At 37.8% G+C, this 15,911-nt stretch carries 13 protein-coding genes; 7 read left to right on the top strand and 6 right to left on the bottom strand.

Features of this window, described 5'->3' with window-relative positions:
- Positions 1-33 precede the first annotated feature (33 nt).
- From LQ188_RS20925 to LQ188_RS20955, 7 genes are all read left to right on the top strand, one after another.
- A complete protein-coding gene (locus LQ188_RS20925; protein ID WP_230178068.1) occupies positions 34-765 on the top strand; it encodes a CpsB/CapC family capsule biosynthesis tyrosine phosphatase in 732 nt (243 codons plus the stop codon).
- 26 nt (positions 766-791) lie between these two features.
- A complete protein-coding gene (locus LQ188_RS20930; protein WP_101223349.1) occupies positions 792-2,603 on the top strand; it encodes a nucleoside-diphosphate sugar epimerase/dehydratase in 1,812 nt (603 codons plus the stop codon).
- A gap of 247 nt (positions 2,604-2,850) precedes the next feature.
- Positions 2,851-3,435: a sugar transferase gene (locus LQ188_RS20935; protein ID WP_290370134.1), complete on the top strand. Its 585-nt coding sequence runs from the start codon at positions 2,851-2,853 to the stop codon at positions 3,433-3,435.
- An 82-nt stretch (positions 3,436-3,517) separates the two neighbouring features.
- Positions 3,518-4,138, top strand: coding sequence for an acetyltransferase (locus LQ188_RS20940; protein WP_101223347.1), 621 nt, complete (start codon positions 3,518-3,520; stop codon positions 4,136-4,138).
- Between the two features lie 15 nt (positions 4,139-4,153).
- The gene (locus tag LQ188_RS20945) at positions 4,154-5,314 is read left to right on the top strand and encodes an aminotransferase class I/II-fold pyridoxal phosphate-dependent enzyme (protein ID WP_230178070.1); all 1,161 of its coding nucleotides are present in this window, start codon (positions 4,154-4,156) and stop codon (positions 5,312-5,314) included.
- A 113-nt stretch (positions 5,315-5,427) separates the two neighbouring features.
- Positions 5,428-5,601, top strand: coding sequence for a hypothetical protein (locus LQ188_RS20950; protein WP_157831043.1), 174 nt, complete (start codon positions 5,428-5,430; stop codon positions 5,599-5,601).
- A 1,036-nt stretch (positions 5,602-6,637) separates the two neighbouring features.
- A complete protein-coding gene (locus tag LQ188_RS20955) occupies positions 6,638-8,134 on the top strand; it encodes a helix-turn-helix domain-containing protein (protein ID WP_230178072.1) in 1,497 nt (498 codons plus the stop codon).
- Positions 8,135-8,491: 357 nt separating this feature from the next.
- Here the strand turns inward: LQ188_RS20955 and LQ188_RS20960 are convergent, their stop codons facing one another.
- From LQ188_RS20960 to galU, 6 genes are all read right to left on the bottom strand, one after another.
- Positions 8,492-9,676, bottom strand: a complete 1,185-nt coding sequence (locus LQ188_RS20960) for an MFS transporter (protein WP_230178228.1) — start codon at positions 9,674-9,676, stop codon at positions 8,492-8,494.
- Between the two features lie 56 nt (positions 9,677-9,732).
- The gene (locus tag LQ188_RS20965; protein WP_101223342.1) at positions 9,733-10,410 is read right to left on the bottom strand and encodes a FadR/GntR family transcriptional regulator; all 678 of its coding nucleotides are present in this window, start codon (positions 10,408-10,410) and stop codon (positions 9,733-9,735) included.
- Positions 10,411-10,857: 447 nt separating this feature from the next.
- A complete protein-coding gene (locus LQ188_RS20970) occupies positions 10,858-12,189 on the bottom strand; it encodes an amino acid permease (protein ID WP_230178229.1) in 1,332 nt (443 codons plus the stop codon).
- Between the two features lie 755 nt (positions 12,190-12,944).
- Positions 12,945-14,339, bottom strand: coding sequence for a cytochrome P450 (locus tag LQ188_RS20975; protein WP_230178074.1), 1,395 nt, complete (start codon positions 14,337-14,339; stop codon positions 12,945-12,947).
- Between the two features lie 196 nt (positions 14,340-14,535).
- Complete coding sequence (locus LQ188_RS20980) at positions 14,536-14,676, bottom strand: hypothetical protein (RefSeq protein ID WP_230178076.1); 141 nt, start codon at positions 14,674-14,676, stop codon at positions 14,536-14,538.
- 222 nt (positions 14,677-14,898) lie between these two features.
- The gene (gene galU / locus LQ188_RS20985) at positions 14,899-15,759 is read right to left on the bottom strand and encodes a UTP--glucose-1-phosphate uridylyltransferase GalU (RefSeq protein WP_101223339.1); all 861 of its coding nucleotides are present in this window, start codon (positions 15,757-15,759) and stop codon (positions 14,899-14,901) included.
- Positions 15,760-15,911 lie beyond the last annotated feature (152 nt).

Here is a 15,911-nt window from a genome sequence, read left to right on the forward strand (position 1 = left end):
TAGCATTCGTGGTTAGGAAAAAGAGGGATAACGATGATTGATATTCATAGTCATATTTTACCGAAGATGGATGATGGTGCTGGAGATATCCATGAAAGTATTGAAATGGCGAGAAAAGCTGTAGAACAAGGAATTTCCAACATCATAGCAACCCCTCATTATAATAAGGGGATATATGAAAATGATAAGGAAATAGTCGTGAATGAAACAGCAAAATTAAACCTAGTGCTAAATGACCTGGATATCCCGCTAAAAGTATGGCCTGGGCAGGAAATAAGGATATCCGATGAACTTTCGGATGATTATGACAATAATGAAATCATGGGCTTGAATGGTTCGCAGTACATCCTTCTCGAACTGCCTTCAAACCATGTGCCAGTGTATACGGAACGATTAATTTATGATCTGCAAATGAAAAGGATGACACCGATCATTGCTCATCCAGAGCGGAATTCGGAAATAATAAAAAATCCGCAACTTCTAAAAGAACTGATTTGGAAGGGTGCTTATTCACAAATAACTGCAGGGAGCATCACGGGCAAATTCGGCTGGAGAACAAAAAGGTTTTCCAAATATTTAGTTCAATCAGGTCTTACTCATTTTATTGCATCAGATGCTCATAATGTTGGAAACAGAGGTTTTCAACTCAGGGAAGCACATAAGTTGATTGAGAAGAATTTCGGTCAAGAAATAGTCGATGCCTTTAATGAAAATGCCGAGAATGTTTTGTACGGGATGAAAGTTAAAGAACTCTTGTTTGACTAAAAATATTAATATGGGGAGAAGTAGATTTGACATATTATAACCGGCTTTTCACATTAGTCTTACTGGACGCTGTGATTGTTGTGACGGCTGTATTTTTAAGTTATTGGTTATTACATCCGTATAATGAAATATCGGCATTTATAATGACAATTACACTTATTTTGCTTATGTGTCATTATTTCTTCACTGCTTATTTAAAACTCTATAAAAAGGCTTGGGAATACGCCAGTATCAAGGAAATGTTCAATATATTCAAAGTAACGGCCTTTTCTATTACGATTACTGCCGCCTTTCAGCTATACTTTACCCATTTTCTATATATTAGAGAGCTTTTCATTACTTGTATTCTATATATTGCCATGATTGGGTGCTCACGTTTGGCATGGAGGATCTATTTTGAACGATACATTAAGCAATCACCCAATAAAAAAAGAACGTTGATCGTTGGAGCGGGGTCTGCAGGGACGATGATAACGAGTCGATTGTTAAAATCCAGCAATATAGACTTAGTCCCGGTTGCATTCGTTGATGATGATAAAGCGAAGCTTAGTTTAGAAATCTTCAATATACCAGTTGTAGCAGCAACAAAAGATATTTCTCAAGTGGTTGAACAATACAAGATCGAACATATCGTGATTGCGATTCCTTCTTTGAAAAGAGAAGAAATAAATTCCATATTTTCGGAATGCACCAAAACTTACAAAAAGACTCAAATTGTCCCTAGCCTGGAAGCGATTGTTCAAGGCAAGGTTCCAATTAATCAATTGCAGGATATCCAGATGGAAGACTTATTGGGTCGCTTACCCGTTCAACTTGATGATAAAGGGATTTTAGAAAAGATTGTTGATAGCACTATATTAGTAACCGGTGCCGGCGGTTCAATTGGATCGGAAATCTGTCGTCAGATCATGAAGTATAATCCAGCTAAAATTGTATTGCTCGGGCATGGTGAAAACAGCATTTATGCGATCGAGTTGGAATTGCGAGAGGCTTATGCAGATACAATTGAGATCGTGACCGAAATTGCAGACATTCAGGACCGCCGGAGGATGTTTCAGGTAATCGACCATCATCGGCCTAATATCGTCTACCATGCAGCCGCCCATAAACATGTACCGCTTATGGAGTCCAACCCTAAAGAAGCGGTGAAAAATAACATGATAGGCACGATGAATGTTGCCGAGGCATCAGAGGCTGGCATGGTTAATATTTTTGTCATGGTTTCGTCAGATAAAGCCGTAAATCCGACAAGTATAATGGGTGCCTCTAAATGTTTGGCCGAGATGATGATCTGGTATAAGAGTTTGTCTAGTCATACTAAATTTGTAACGGTCCGATTTGGAAATGTCCTTGGCAGCAATGGCAGCGTAATCCCACTCTTTAAAAAACAAATAAAAAAAGGGGGACCTTTGACAGTCACTCATCCGGATATGATTCGCTATTTCATGACAATTCCGGAAGCTTCAAGATTAGTCATTCAGGCAGGGGTCCTGGCCAAAGGAGGAGAGGTATTCGTACTTGATATGGGCGAACCGGTCAAAATTGTCGATTTCGCTAAAAAGCTTATCCAACTGTCAGGCTACAGCGTTGAAGAAATTGGAATAACTTATACTGGAATCCGGCCAGGTGAAAAATTATACGAAGAATTGCTTGGGGAAGACGAAGTTTACTTGAATCAGATTTACCCGCAAATCCATATTGGAAAACCAAGAGAAGTAAATTGGAAAGCGATAAAAGAGATTATCACAACATATGAAGACATGAGCGAAGAAACGTTAAAAGATAGAATGCTGAATTTGGCGAATTACAGGAAGAATAACAAAATTCCCATACCGTGATAATGCCTCAAATCCGGGTGATGTTAGCAATTAACAGAAAAAGTAAAGCAAGTGTCACAATTTTGATGATTTGCGTTTTTCAATGAAGGAAATTGGGCAATATATTCACCTTTTAAAAAATGTTAAAGAGAAGTAAGAATAATAGATGCGAAGAAATTTTCAATTAATCACTAGAATTCTGTATAGCTATCTGAAGAATTCCTTCGTTACTTGATAACGATACACAATGATAATTTGGGAGGAAAAAATGAAACGGGCTTTTGAATTTTTGATATCTTGTCTGGCGCTTATATCCTGTTCACTTCTTATGCTGTTTATCGTCATCCTAATCCGTTTAAAATTAGGTTCACCTGTCATTTTTAAGCAGGAGCGGCCAGGATTTAATAGCAAACCATTTTATCTGTATAAGTTCAGAACGATGACAGATGAAAAAGATGAAAAAGGGGATTTGATTCCTGATGAGAAGAGATTAACTGATTTTGGGAAATTACTTAGAAAATTAAGTTTAGATGAATTACCTCAATTATTTAATGTCATGAAAGGCGATGTGAGTTTTGTAGGCCCACGGCCATTATTAATGGAATATCTCCCATTATATACTTCCGAACAAGCAAGGAGGCATGATGTCCGGCCTGGAATGACGGGGTGGGCCCAAGTGAATGGGCGAAATGCAATCTCGTGGGAGAAAAAGTTTGAGCTTGATGTCTGGTACGTTGAAAATCAATCCTTTTTACTGGATATGAAGATCTTATACCTTACCTTGATTAAGGTATGTAAACAAGAAGCCATTACCCAGGAAGGACATGTCACAACCCAAAAATTTGTTGGATAATGGGATGAATGATATTGATTTAAGGTTTACCATCTCGAGGAAACGGAAACCCCAAATTTAATGATGTGAGAAGTGATTTGAATTGAAGAAAATCGTAATAATCGGTGCGGGCGGGCACTCAAAAGTTGTTCAAGATATTGTTGAAGCAATGGGTGAATATCGGCTCATGGCTATTTTAGATGATCAATACGAAGTGCTGAAAAGAAAGGGAAATATATATTTTGGCCCCATCTTAAGCTATAGAAGCTTATTTATTCATTTTGAATATAAGGTAATTATTGCGATAGGCAGGAACGATTTAAGATTAAAAATCGTAAACGAACTGAATTTAGATGTAATGGATTATGAGACAGTCATTCATCCAACTGCTATAGTGGGTAAAAATGTTTCGATAGGTAAAGGAACGGTCATTATGCCTAATGTCGTCTTGAACGCTGGCGCTAAAGTGGGGAATCACGTCATTGTTAATACGTCTTCAGTCATTGAGCATGATACCCATCTTGATGACTTTATCCATATAGCACCAAGTGCTACCCTGACAGGAGCTGTCAAGGTAGGAACTGGTAGCTTGATAGGAGCTGGATCTACGGTCATACCAAGCATAACGATAGGGGAATGGTGTACGGTTGGTGCCGGGTCAACCGTTATTAAAGACATTTCTGATGCATCTACCGCTGTGGGGTCCCCAGCTAGGATAATATAATAAGGAGTGTGTGGGATGGAGAATAAAAGATTGTATCTTTCGCCTCCTCATATGAGTGGGAATGAACAAATGTACATTAGACAAGCGTTCGAGACAAATTGGATAGCGCCACTAGGACCGAACGTAAAAGCTTTGGAAGACGAATTTGCCAAATATGCGGGCACTAAGGGAGCGGTGGCAGTAAGTTCAGGAACTGCGGCCATTCATTTGGCACTGCAAGTATTGGGAGTCACCACTGGTGATACTGTATTCTGTTCTTCATTAACTTTTATAGCCAGTGCAAATCCTATCATCTATCAAGGTGCGAAGCCTGTTTTTATAGATTCTGAATCTGATACATGGAATATGTCACCTAAGGCATTGGAACTGGCTTTGGAATATGCGAGGAAAAATCGGAGAATTCCAAAAGCTGTAATTTTGGTCCACCTATTTGGACAAAGTGCAAAGGTAGATGAGATTAAGAGCATTTGCGGGAAATATAAGGTTGCTTTAATAGAGGATGCGGCCGAATCCCTTGGTGGATCTTACAAGGGGAAGCAAACAGGAGCGTTTGGTGATATAGGGATTTATTCGTTTAATGGAAATAAAATCATAACAACTTCTGGAGGGGGCATGCTGGTTTCAAATAACGAGGAATACTTACATAAGGCTCTCTTCCTATCTACACAAGCACGTGATGCAGCACTTCATTATCAGCATAGCTCGATTGGATATAACTATCGTTTAAGCAATATTCTAGCTGGAATCGGCCGTGCCCAATTAGAAGTATTGGATGACCGTGTTAAAGTTCGGAGAGAAATTTTTGATCGTTATAAAAAATCTTTAGGGAACATACCTGGCATTACCTTCATGCCTGAATTAAAAGATACGATGGGGAATCGCTGGCTTACCGCATTAACAATAGACGACAAAATCAATGGAGTACGATCCAGTGACGTGATTAATGCGTTAGAAGCAGAAAATATTGAGTCCAGACCAGTATGGAAACCATTACATTTACAGCCTGTCTTTAAAAATGCAGCATTTTTTACAGAAAGCGGCGATAAAAGCATTTCAAGTATGTTATTTGAACAAGGTTTATGTTTGCCGTCCGGTTCGGGTATGACATTTGAAGATCAAGAGCGGGTCGTGGAAATTGTAAAGGAAATACTTGAACCGTCCAAATTAACCCAATGATTCTTTCGTCGTGTGATACGAGTTAATTCATTAAAGGAACTGTTGCATGCAGTCACATTTAGCAGATATACCAAAGCCCGTTTTCTTACAATGAAAAGGAGGCAAACCAAAATATGAGAATTACATTTAAACAGATTTATCAAGATATCGACAATTTAGTATGTTTATCCAATAACCGAAATGGTTTGAATTTCAGAGAGATTGAGCTTACAAGAAAAAGACTGGTTGAAAATATAAAAGCGATAGAACTGCATACCATCATTTTAAAAAAGAAAGATCCTGGATGAAAATCCCCATATCATCCTTACCTTTTAAAAATGATTTCATTTTTGGGAGCCTTTTTAAATCTACAATAGAAATGAGGGTGCTTATGAAGATTGGTGATAAAGTTATTTATAAATCAAGGGAATATAAAATTATTTACATCTATAGAAATGATTTAAAAGCCGAGCTTCTTTCCTTTGATGCTAAGCATGAGAAATTCGAATTAGCGCATATATCCCATTTGATAAAGACTAACCCGGCTTATGTAGAGAATCTACAAAAGGTGTCCCCTTATGAAAATTGTTGAGTAGCGGTTGTTGAATAGAATGCAAATGACACACCACCCTGGCGTTTGGTCAGTCTGTCGAGCAATTCAACACAGTCTTTTTCTTGACTTATGCAATCAACCTATAAAGATGATGTATCTTCAATATTCTATTGAACCTTGTTGGGGTAGGTATTAAACCTATGAACAATTTTTTCTTCCTCAATATGGATGCCTTCTATGAATTTAACTTTTCATTTTCATAAACCTCTTTACTGACTTTTTACATGGGAGCACTGCTTTTGAGGCGTTGCTCATTTAAATAGTAAGCACTGCATTCTTTTAAGGTGTATTCCCTTAAATCCTCTATAAAAGAATGAGGTGTTTTTTTTTGTCCGGAACAAATGAATGCTGTAAAGAAAACCATTATTGCTTAACGATTGATAAAGCAAAAGAAATTGTTTCTAAAATGAAATGCTTCATTGTTAATTTGGGTTATATTACTAACTGCATTTACATTTTAAACCTTACAACTATACATAGCTTGTTGATAGTATTCGACGGGTCATGCTTGTTACATCAAAGATAAGTTTCAATTATTGATTTCCACATACCACTTATGAAACGACGCAGGAATAAAATTATGGTAAATTTGGGTAGTAAGTAGTGTATATTTTCTGTTATTTTTTAAAAAAAGAGTGAGGGAATTTTTAATATTAGGTATTAATACTCAACTTATATATTAATAGTTTTAGTAAGAAAAGATATGAAAATCAAAAGTTAAAGGTGATTGTATGAATCGATTTACTGACCGCTATTCAAAACTGCTGTATCATTTATTTTATGAGGATAACTGGTGTAGTTTAACAGAGCTATCAAAAAAAACAGGTTATTCGAAAAGCACATTATGGCGGGATATATTGCATATGAGTTCAAATCTTCCACCTGAATGGAAAATTGATAAGAATGAAGTGCAGGGCGTAAGGTTAATGAAACCTAAAAACGGCACCTTGGAAGAGCTTTGGTTTCATCTTAAAAGTGAAAACACCTATTTTCAAACCTTGGAATTAATTCTTTTTAACAATGGAGTAACGATAAAATATATTACTCAAAAAGTGCATATTAGTCGCTCTTCAGTGTACCGACAGTTAGAAAAAATAGAAGAAGTATTAAAAAATGCCGAAGTTCATTTATCAAATAGTCCGTTTAAAATTGTTGGGGATGAAATAAAGATTAGAAGATTCATCATGCAGTATGTAGAGTATATGTCCGGCAATTTAAATGATTTTATTACTTCCTTTAATCTTAAGGAGTTTCAAGACACTTTATTGGAGCTATTGAAGGAACATTCAACTTCTTTACACATGGGTGCCATACAAAGACTAGCGATAATCCTTCATATCTCCAACATTCGAATAACCCATAATTGTTTTGTGACATTCCCAAAAGTGGTTATAAATGAAAATGAAACATCCACAGCATTCGAAATATCAAAGAAACTATTTAAATTCATGGTGAAATGTCCAAATAGGGAGAAACAGATTTCTGAAATTTTATTTTTTTCTTTATATTTTATGAGCGAAGAAATGTCTTTAAATCGTACCCAAGAACTTCGGTACATTCGTTCCAAATTTAATTCGGATAGCGGTAAGCCTTTAGGTCAATTTTTAAGTAATCTATCAAAGAAAATTGGGCTGGATGTTTCTCAGGATGATATTTTCATGTACGAATTTGCGCAAACTCTTCGTGGGATATCGTTTGACTTACAGTTAAAAACGGATACGAGAATAAATAATATTTTGCAATTCGTTCCTTATTTTGAGAATAATGAGTTATTTGTGATCATTGAAGAAATAGCACAATACATATCGGATGAATTTGCTATTTCTTTTGAAAATATAGAAGTATTAGAGATATTCATGTTGGTCCAAGCTTCAATTTTAAGAAAACAAAACCAAATGGTTATAGAGACTGCATTAATTTGCCGATCATATGTAGAGAAAGATTATATTCGTGAGGTATTGAAACATCATTTCGGAAACAAGCTAAATATTTATGTTATGGATTTTTCCGATATAGACTCACTTTTCAGAAAAAATGGGTTTGATATCTTAATAACCACAGATTTAGGGCAGTTAATTAATATTGAACACATTCCTGTATATAAAGTTTCTTCATTTCCAACTCCCTCTGAATTAAAAGAAATTAAGATGTTCACTCGAAAGAATTTCATTGATCGGTATGGTTTAAATCCTAATATTTTATATCCATTTGAAGAAGACATTGATTGAGATCAGTCTTAAGGCATTTATTCACTTGTACTTTACCCCACTGATAACGAACAGTACTATGCAGCAAATAATTTTACCTCGTCTAAGCCTAGGTCATTTCTTTTTTCTCCAAAAGGAGAAGGTGGAATTTACTTATCTGACAGAGTTTAAGGTTGATAATTTACTAAAGGTAAGGGATCCACGAAATTACCGAAGCGAGAACGCCATACATTCCTTCTCAATTTATACCACAGACCATTCTCTTTAATCGAAACTAAAATCACGAAATAGGAACCTGTCGTACTGCTATCAGTGGCTGGTATGTAAATGGCCCCGGTACAATACCGGGGCCATGGCCGTTTAGAACCTTTACTGGCTTTATTGAGTAGTTACATATTCATTATTTCCTGCACGCATTCCAACAATGAAAATAAGTGCCGATATTGCGGCCAACATCAATAAGGGAACTGTCCAGCTGTGTGTAATGTCATGAAGCAAGCCGAATAATACTGGTCCAATGGCAGCTAAGAGGTACCCGAATGATTGAGCCATTCCTGATAATTCCGTCGCCTCATGGGTGCTTTGTGTTCGAAGACTAAAGAACATCATCGATAAACTGAATATGGTTCCAACTCCAATCCCGATCAATATCATGCATACTGGTATGAAGAGAGTGCTTCCGTATAATATGCCGAATATCCCTGCAATAAGGAAGACGACAGGCGGGATCACTAACAGACGCTGACTTTGTAAGCGTCCAGCTAAAATTGGCACAAGGAATGTTATTGGAATGACTGCAAGCTGCATGATGGAAAGCATCCAGCCAGCTTCATCGGCGTTCAGGCCTTTTTGCTCCAGGATTTCCGGCATCCAGGTAATTACTGTATAGAAAATAAACGATTGCAAACCCATGAAGAATGTAATCTGCCAGGCTAAACCAGAACGCCATAAGTTAATCTTTTTATCCTTTTGTTCCGTTTGTACATCCTTACCTGAGTTGAATGGCCGTCTTATTTGCGGCATCCATAAAAAAACTGTAATAAGTGATAAAATTCCCCAACATCCAAGGGCACCAGCCCATCCCAACCCCGATGAAGAAGCAAGGGGAATGCTGATCCCGGAACCTATTGCGCCACATAAATTCATGGAAACAGCATAGGTTCCTGTCATCAAACCGATGTTCCTGGCAAAGTTATGTTTAATCAGACTTGGTAACAATACATTGCCTATTGCAATGGCCAACCCGATTAAAATGGTCCCTATGAACAATGTCGGCACTCCGCCAACTGAGCGTATCACAATTCCGATTGTTAGTAATATCAAGGAAAGGAAAAGCGTAAGCTCCATTCCAAAACGCCGTGCTATCCTAGGTGCAAACGGTGATAATAAAGCAAAGGAAAGCAAAGGCAATGTCGTTAATGAACCTGATAATGTATTGGATATCCCCAAGTTATCGCGGATCGAAGTGACAAGGGGGCCAACCGAAGTTAAGGGAGCCCTCAGATTTGCCCCCAGAAGAATGATTCCGATGATGAGTAGTCCAACTCTGGGTTTAATATCCATTTTAGTTTGTTCTAGTTGATTTGCCGCTTGATGAATGCCCATAATCTCCTCCTTACTTACTCTATAGATTTTTTGAATTGTGCAATGTATTCATTCACTGTTTCGGTTGCCCGGTTCACATCTTGTTCGATGATGGCATCTACAAGTTTGCAATGAATGTTCAAATGAAAGTTCACATCAGAACTCATCTCCACTATCTGATGGATGGATTCATGCAGGGAGTGTTCCATATGTTCGTACAAATCAATCAATAAATCATTATGTGATGAAACCATAATCGATTTATGCAACTGTATATCGGCTTCTTCGTAAGCCTTGATATCCCTTGCTTCGGCAGCTTTACTGCATGCTGATATATGAAACCGCAATTGTTCTATATCTTCTTGATTACGTCTTAATGCCGCTAACTGAGCTCCCTCTCTTTCAAGGGCATGACGGACCTCTAACGTTTCTAATAAACTTGACTGCTGGATCCTTCTTTCAAATGCTGCCCCCAAGGCACTTGATGACCTTACGAATGTCCCCTTTCCTTGTTTCGTTACTAATAGCCCTGCATAAACAAGTGATCGTACAGCTTCCCTTAATGTATTTCTGCTTACATCGAACTGTTGGATCAAGTCCATTTCAGGGGGAATTTGATTTCCAATTTTCCATTCACCTGATTCGATTAACGATTCGATTTGGGAAACCACTTGCTCTACAAGTGATAAGCGATTTGTTTTAGATATAGACAAGATACACACCTCTAATTTGTAGGATGATTGGGTCATTGGCTATTTTAACATATGTATGTTGAAAATGGAGCAAACGAGTATTTTAAATCCAAATTTGTTTCCTTTTATTCTTCAGAAAAAAATTTCAGAAATCCGCTCCCTTTCAGCCGACTGCTTGCCATGCCTCATCAAAGCAAGCATCTAGCGGGGTCTCGACTAGCCAGTTATTCAAAATTCTTCAATCCAAGTGGGTTTCATCCAAAACTCGTAACCCAAGTTTGTTTAAAATCATTGTGAGGGGTGAGACCATTTCAATTGATGGAACCGCCAGTTGGTCCATAGTTTTAAAAAAACATTCCAATCGACATTCGAACTGTATTAGCACTAAAAAGACTGAAGGCAAACTCGACTTTCTTCGAGTTTGCCTTCAGTCTGAAATCCCCATTAAAGTCAGGGGGGATAATATTTCTATTTTTTTTGTTTGACAATAAAGGAAAGAAGGATAAATATCACTAACGTGACAAGACATACTGTGGTCCCAATGATGTTTTGCTTATTAAAGATAAATGCCAAAAAGATAATGCTTAATGCCGTGATGGCTAATATAGTTGTATATGGGTACCATTTTACCCGGAAACCTGGTTTGCCAATGTATTGCTTACGCAGCTTCAATTGCGCGGAACAAATACTGATCCATAATAATAAAACTGTGAATCCAGGAATGGCCATAAGGTAGCTTAAAATCAGGTCGGGGTACAAATAGGATAAAAACACACCAGCCAATATGCATAATGTAGTTAAAAATATACCATTAAGCGGGATACCCTTTTTTGTTGTTTTTAAAAATGCCTTAGGCGCTTCCCCATTATGGGAAAGAGTGAACAGTATCCTTGAAGTAGCGTATATACCTGAATTTGCAGCTGATAAGACAGCGGTTAAAAGAACGAAATTCATGATATCGGCGGCTCCGGGAAGACCCGATAAGCTGAAAACCTGAACGAAAGGACTTACTTCAGTGCTTACTTGGTTCCAAGGTATTACCCCGCAAATAATAAATATCGGCAAGACATAGAAAAGAATCACCCGCCATACTGTTCCTTTAATGATTTTTGGTATGACTCGCTGACTATCTTTTGTTTCCGTAACGGCTACACCAATTAATTCTGCGCCACCATATGAAAACATTACCACTAAAAGTGCACTTAACATTCCGTCAATTCCTTTTGGGAAAAAACCACCATGTTCCGTGTAATTAGAAAATGAAGCAGTACTAGGAAAAAGTCCTAGCATGATCAAAGCTCCTAAAATAATAAAGGCAATCAAGGTTATTATTTTAATTCCTGCGAACCAAAATTCGAGTTCTCCATAGTATTTTACTTGAAACAAATTAATTCCTATAATTACTGAGGCGCAAAGTATACTTAACAGCCATAATGGTATTGTAGGAAACCAATATTGTAGAAAGCTTCCGGCTGCGACTATCTCTACAATGATCACGATAATCCAGTTAAACCAATAGAGCCATCCGACAATGAAGGATAGTTGAAACCCAAAAGCTTTATTAATGAGATGCTGTACGTTCAAATTAGGAAAAGCGGTTGCCATCTCTCCTAATGCGGCCATTACAATAAATAACAATAGCCCCCCTATTAAATAGGCTATTACAACACTTGGACCTGCCATATTTAATGTATCGGAACTCCCCTTAAAAATCCCTGTTCCTATCATTCCGGCTAGAGCAATGAACTGGACATGCCTCGGCAATAGGCCCTTTTTTAAATCTTGATGAGTCTTCTCCATTTTATTCATGCCTTTCCTTTTAATAAAATAGTCTATAAGTAAAACTAGGAAGTTCTTCTGCTATTGAACGCTTTCACGTACTAAAGTACTATATTAATATATCATGAATCGGAAAAATGTCAATTTAGGCATGTGAACTGGAATAGATTCCCAATCAGCAAAACAGGAATAGTTTTTATTATCTAAAAGTATTTGGATTTTATGAAATAAATCAAAGGAAAAATTAACAAATCGGCGTAAGGCACTATATTGAAATAAATACATATTGTAAAGAGAGAAAAATAATTCTGTTTAATCGCAGTATTTCTGACATTTTGTTGGTAGTGAATAAGATGATGTAATCAGTTCAAGTCCTTCCATAAATATGTCAGGTTGTGATGGCGGTTTTGGATTTGGGGTTATGGAACATACTGCTGAATAACAAAAAACCGACCATTCAAGGTCGGTTTTTCTTTTAATATAAGGTACGAAGCGGGAGAAGCTAACGAGACTATCCGTTTTCATTTAAAAAGGGGAGAAGGGGCGGCTGTAGGTGTTCGGTTTCTTGTATCGGGTCAATTTCGCTTAGAAATTCCAAATAACCGGAATATACCTGCGAGGCCATCCCTAAATAGTGCAATTCAGTGTGAATGATTCCCTTCCGTGGTGAATGGAGCATATACATTTTTTCATCCCTCCTTTCCAAAAGAATAGGCAAGCCTGTTATAGGCGGTAATCGAACCAATGAAATGTTATGTTTATATGAGATTTTCACTTTAAAAATTGGATGCGCCAGGTTCGAAGGCTTCTGAATCTCTTTCTTCTATCACCATGCGCAGTCCACTCTTAGGTCTGAGTGTAAGGGATGGAAGGGGGGTTACTTCATGATGATCATGTGCAAGCTTTATCCTATACCGCTTTGCAATGCAGGCCAGGACAAACACCGCTTCCATCATCGCAAAATGATTGCCGATACAAACCCGCGGCCCTCCGCCAAACGGAAAGTAAGCGAACGCAGGCAGGCTTTTCATGAAGTTGTTTTCAAATCTTTCAGGAATAAATGATTCCGGTTGATCAAAATGCTCTGGATCATGCTGCATCACATAAGAACTTATTAGAATCATATCGCCTTTTTTAAAGCGATATCCTCCTATTACGACATCCTCCGTCACATCACGGGATAGGATATACAGTGGCGGGTACAGGCGAAGTGTTTCATGAATGATATTTTGAGTGTATGGTAATTTCATGAAGTCTTCAGGCTTGGGTGTCCGGTGACCGATTATGCTATTCACTTCACTGAAAAGCTTGGCTTGAATTTCTGGATGCTTCGAAATTGCGTACAGTGCCCAGGAAAGAGCATTTGCTGTCGTTTCATGACCGGCAAGGAAAATAGTCATCAATTCATCACGGACCTGATGGCTTGTCATACCCAATCCGTCGTCGGCATCACGTGCGTCCATCAGGATCCCAAGCATGTCTTCATGTTTTACTGTGTCGTTCTTCCGTTTTTCAATAATGCCGTAAATCACTTTATCAAGTCTTTGTATCGCCTTTTTATATTCACGATTGATTTTGGTAGGTACCCATAATGGCATACGGAAAATCTTTCTCATCCTTTTGACTGTAATTCTCAAAGCGGTTTCCAGCGGTTTTCCAACAATTTCATACCCATCCTTGAATTCCATGCTGAACATCGTCTTGCTGATTATCCCGAGAGTGATGTCCATCATATCCTTCGTTATGATCCGTTCTTCATCATGTTGCCAAGTTGATATATAATCCATTGTGGTATCAATCATATCCTTGGCGTATTGGCTAATATGATTCTTTTTGAAAGAGGGTTGGATAAGCCTTCTCTGTCGCATATGAAAGTCTTTTTCGCTTGTAAGCAAACCTTCACCGATAAGCGGTTTTAAAACATTGAAGTCCTTGGATTTGATGAAGGATTTTTGTTTTGTTACGAGTATTTGTTTTATTAAATCAGGATTTAAAACGTGATAAACATTTTGGAATGGGCCCAAACGGAATTTAGCGACTTCTCCATATTCCTTGGCCAATCGGGTCAGAAAACCAATGGGATCTGCTTGAAACTCCTTTGTATGTCCGGAAATCACCCTTCCTTTTGGAACCTTTGGAGAAGTGCGGAAGACATCATCAGCGTGGCTCAATGTGGTTTTTCCCCTTTCTTTAAAATAATTACATGTAATCATTCTATGAGGATCAGTTAAATTGGTTTGGACAAGTCTTTAAAGAAAGGGCGGATAATTCTATGGAAGTAATAAGGTTATATAAGAAGCCATAAAAAAACTCTGGCTGAATAGAGCCAGAGTTTTTCATGAAGCTTTAGATTTGATGATGTGGGATTTACCTTCTTTCTTCATCGTCCCTATGTTGGAAGCGATCATTTTTTTCTTTAATGGGCCCGCCAAATTCTGCATTGATTTCCTTTACCACTTGATCTAGGAATTCATCTGATATTATTGGATTATTAGTTTTTTTATGCATGTACAATCCTTTCTGGATATCGTTGTTTGGATAAATAATGAAGTATACGTTATCAACATAACCTCACTTTTAATAAATTATTCTTTCTTTGTCCAACATTTTCACTTGCATTTACATTTCACGGAAGCATTTATAAAAGACTGTTATATCTAGTTTAGTGATGATGGTATGTGGAAATAGCCCAATCACCTCTAGGTAATTGGGCGTGGGTTATATACTTGATTAAGGGAACAGCTGCCTTAAATATGTTATTAGCTGATCACGAAGTTCAGGTCGTTTCATGGCGAAATCTATTGAAGCCTGAAGGAAGCCGAATTTATCGCCGACGTCATATCGATTTCCTTCGATGATATACGAATATAATGGTTCCTTTTCTAACAAAAGGTCTAAAGCTTCGGTAAGCTGGATCTCCCCCTTCCGGTCGGGCTGTACGGTTTCAAGGATTTCAAAAATCTCAGGTGATAAAATATATCGGCCAATAATCGCCTGTGTTGATGGTGCATCCTCCACTTTTGGCTTTTCCACTAAGTTTCTTACCAGAAATAAATCCTCATATCGTTCTTGGAAATTTACGATCCCATACTTGGAGACATCGGCAGGTGACACTTCCTTACATCCGATAATGCTCGCTTGAACCTTGTTATACCGTTCCATCAACTGCTTCAAAGCTGGAACCTGGCTATCCACGATATCATCCCCTAACAGGACGGCAAAAGGTTCGTTTCCGATAAAAGTTTTGGCACATAATACTGCATGCCCGAGACCTAATGGTTCCTTTTGTCTTACATAGTGGATATCCACCATGTTGGAAATGTTCTCCACGATCTTAAGCAGCTCATTTTGACCTTTCATTTGCAGAAGCATTTCCAGTTCAATGGATTTATCGAAATGATCTTCAATGGCACGTTTGTTTTTACCCGTAACGATGATAATATCTGTAATCCCTGATTGAACCGCTTCCTCGATAATATATTGAATGGTCGGCTTATCGACAATCGGCAGCATTTCCTTTGGTTGAGCTTTCGTAGCAGGTAAAAATCGTGTTCCTAAACCGGCTGCTGGAATCACCGCTTTCTTTATCATAGCCCAGCCCCTTTTTAAGGTACTTTTATATGCTTTTAGTTCTACCCTTCATTTTATGTAGCCATTGGTTGACCTATATCAAAATAGGTTAAAATAAATTCCTGAAAAAGAATAGATTTACCTTTGAAGCAAATATTATGGATATATGAATT

The organism is Peribacillus sp. Bi134 (assembly GCF_918698065.1).
Taxonomy (GTDB): Bacteria; Bacillota; Bacilli; order Bacillales; family DSM-1321; genus Peribacillus.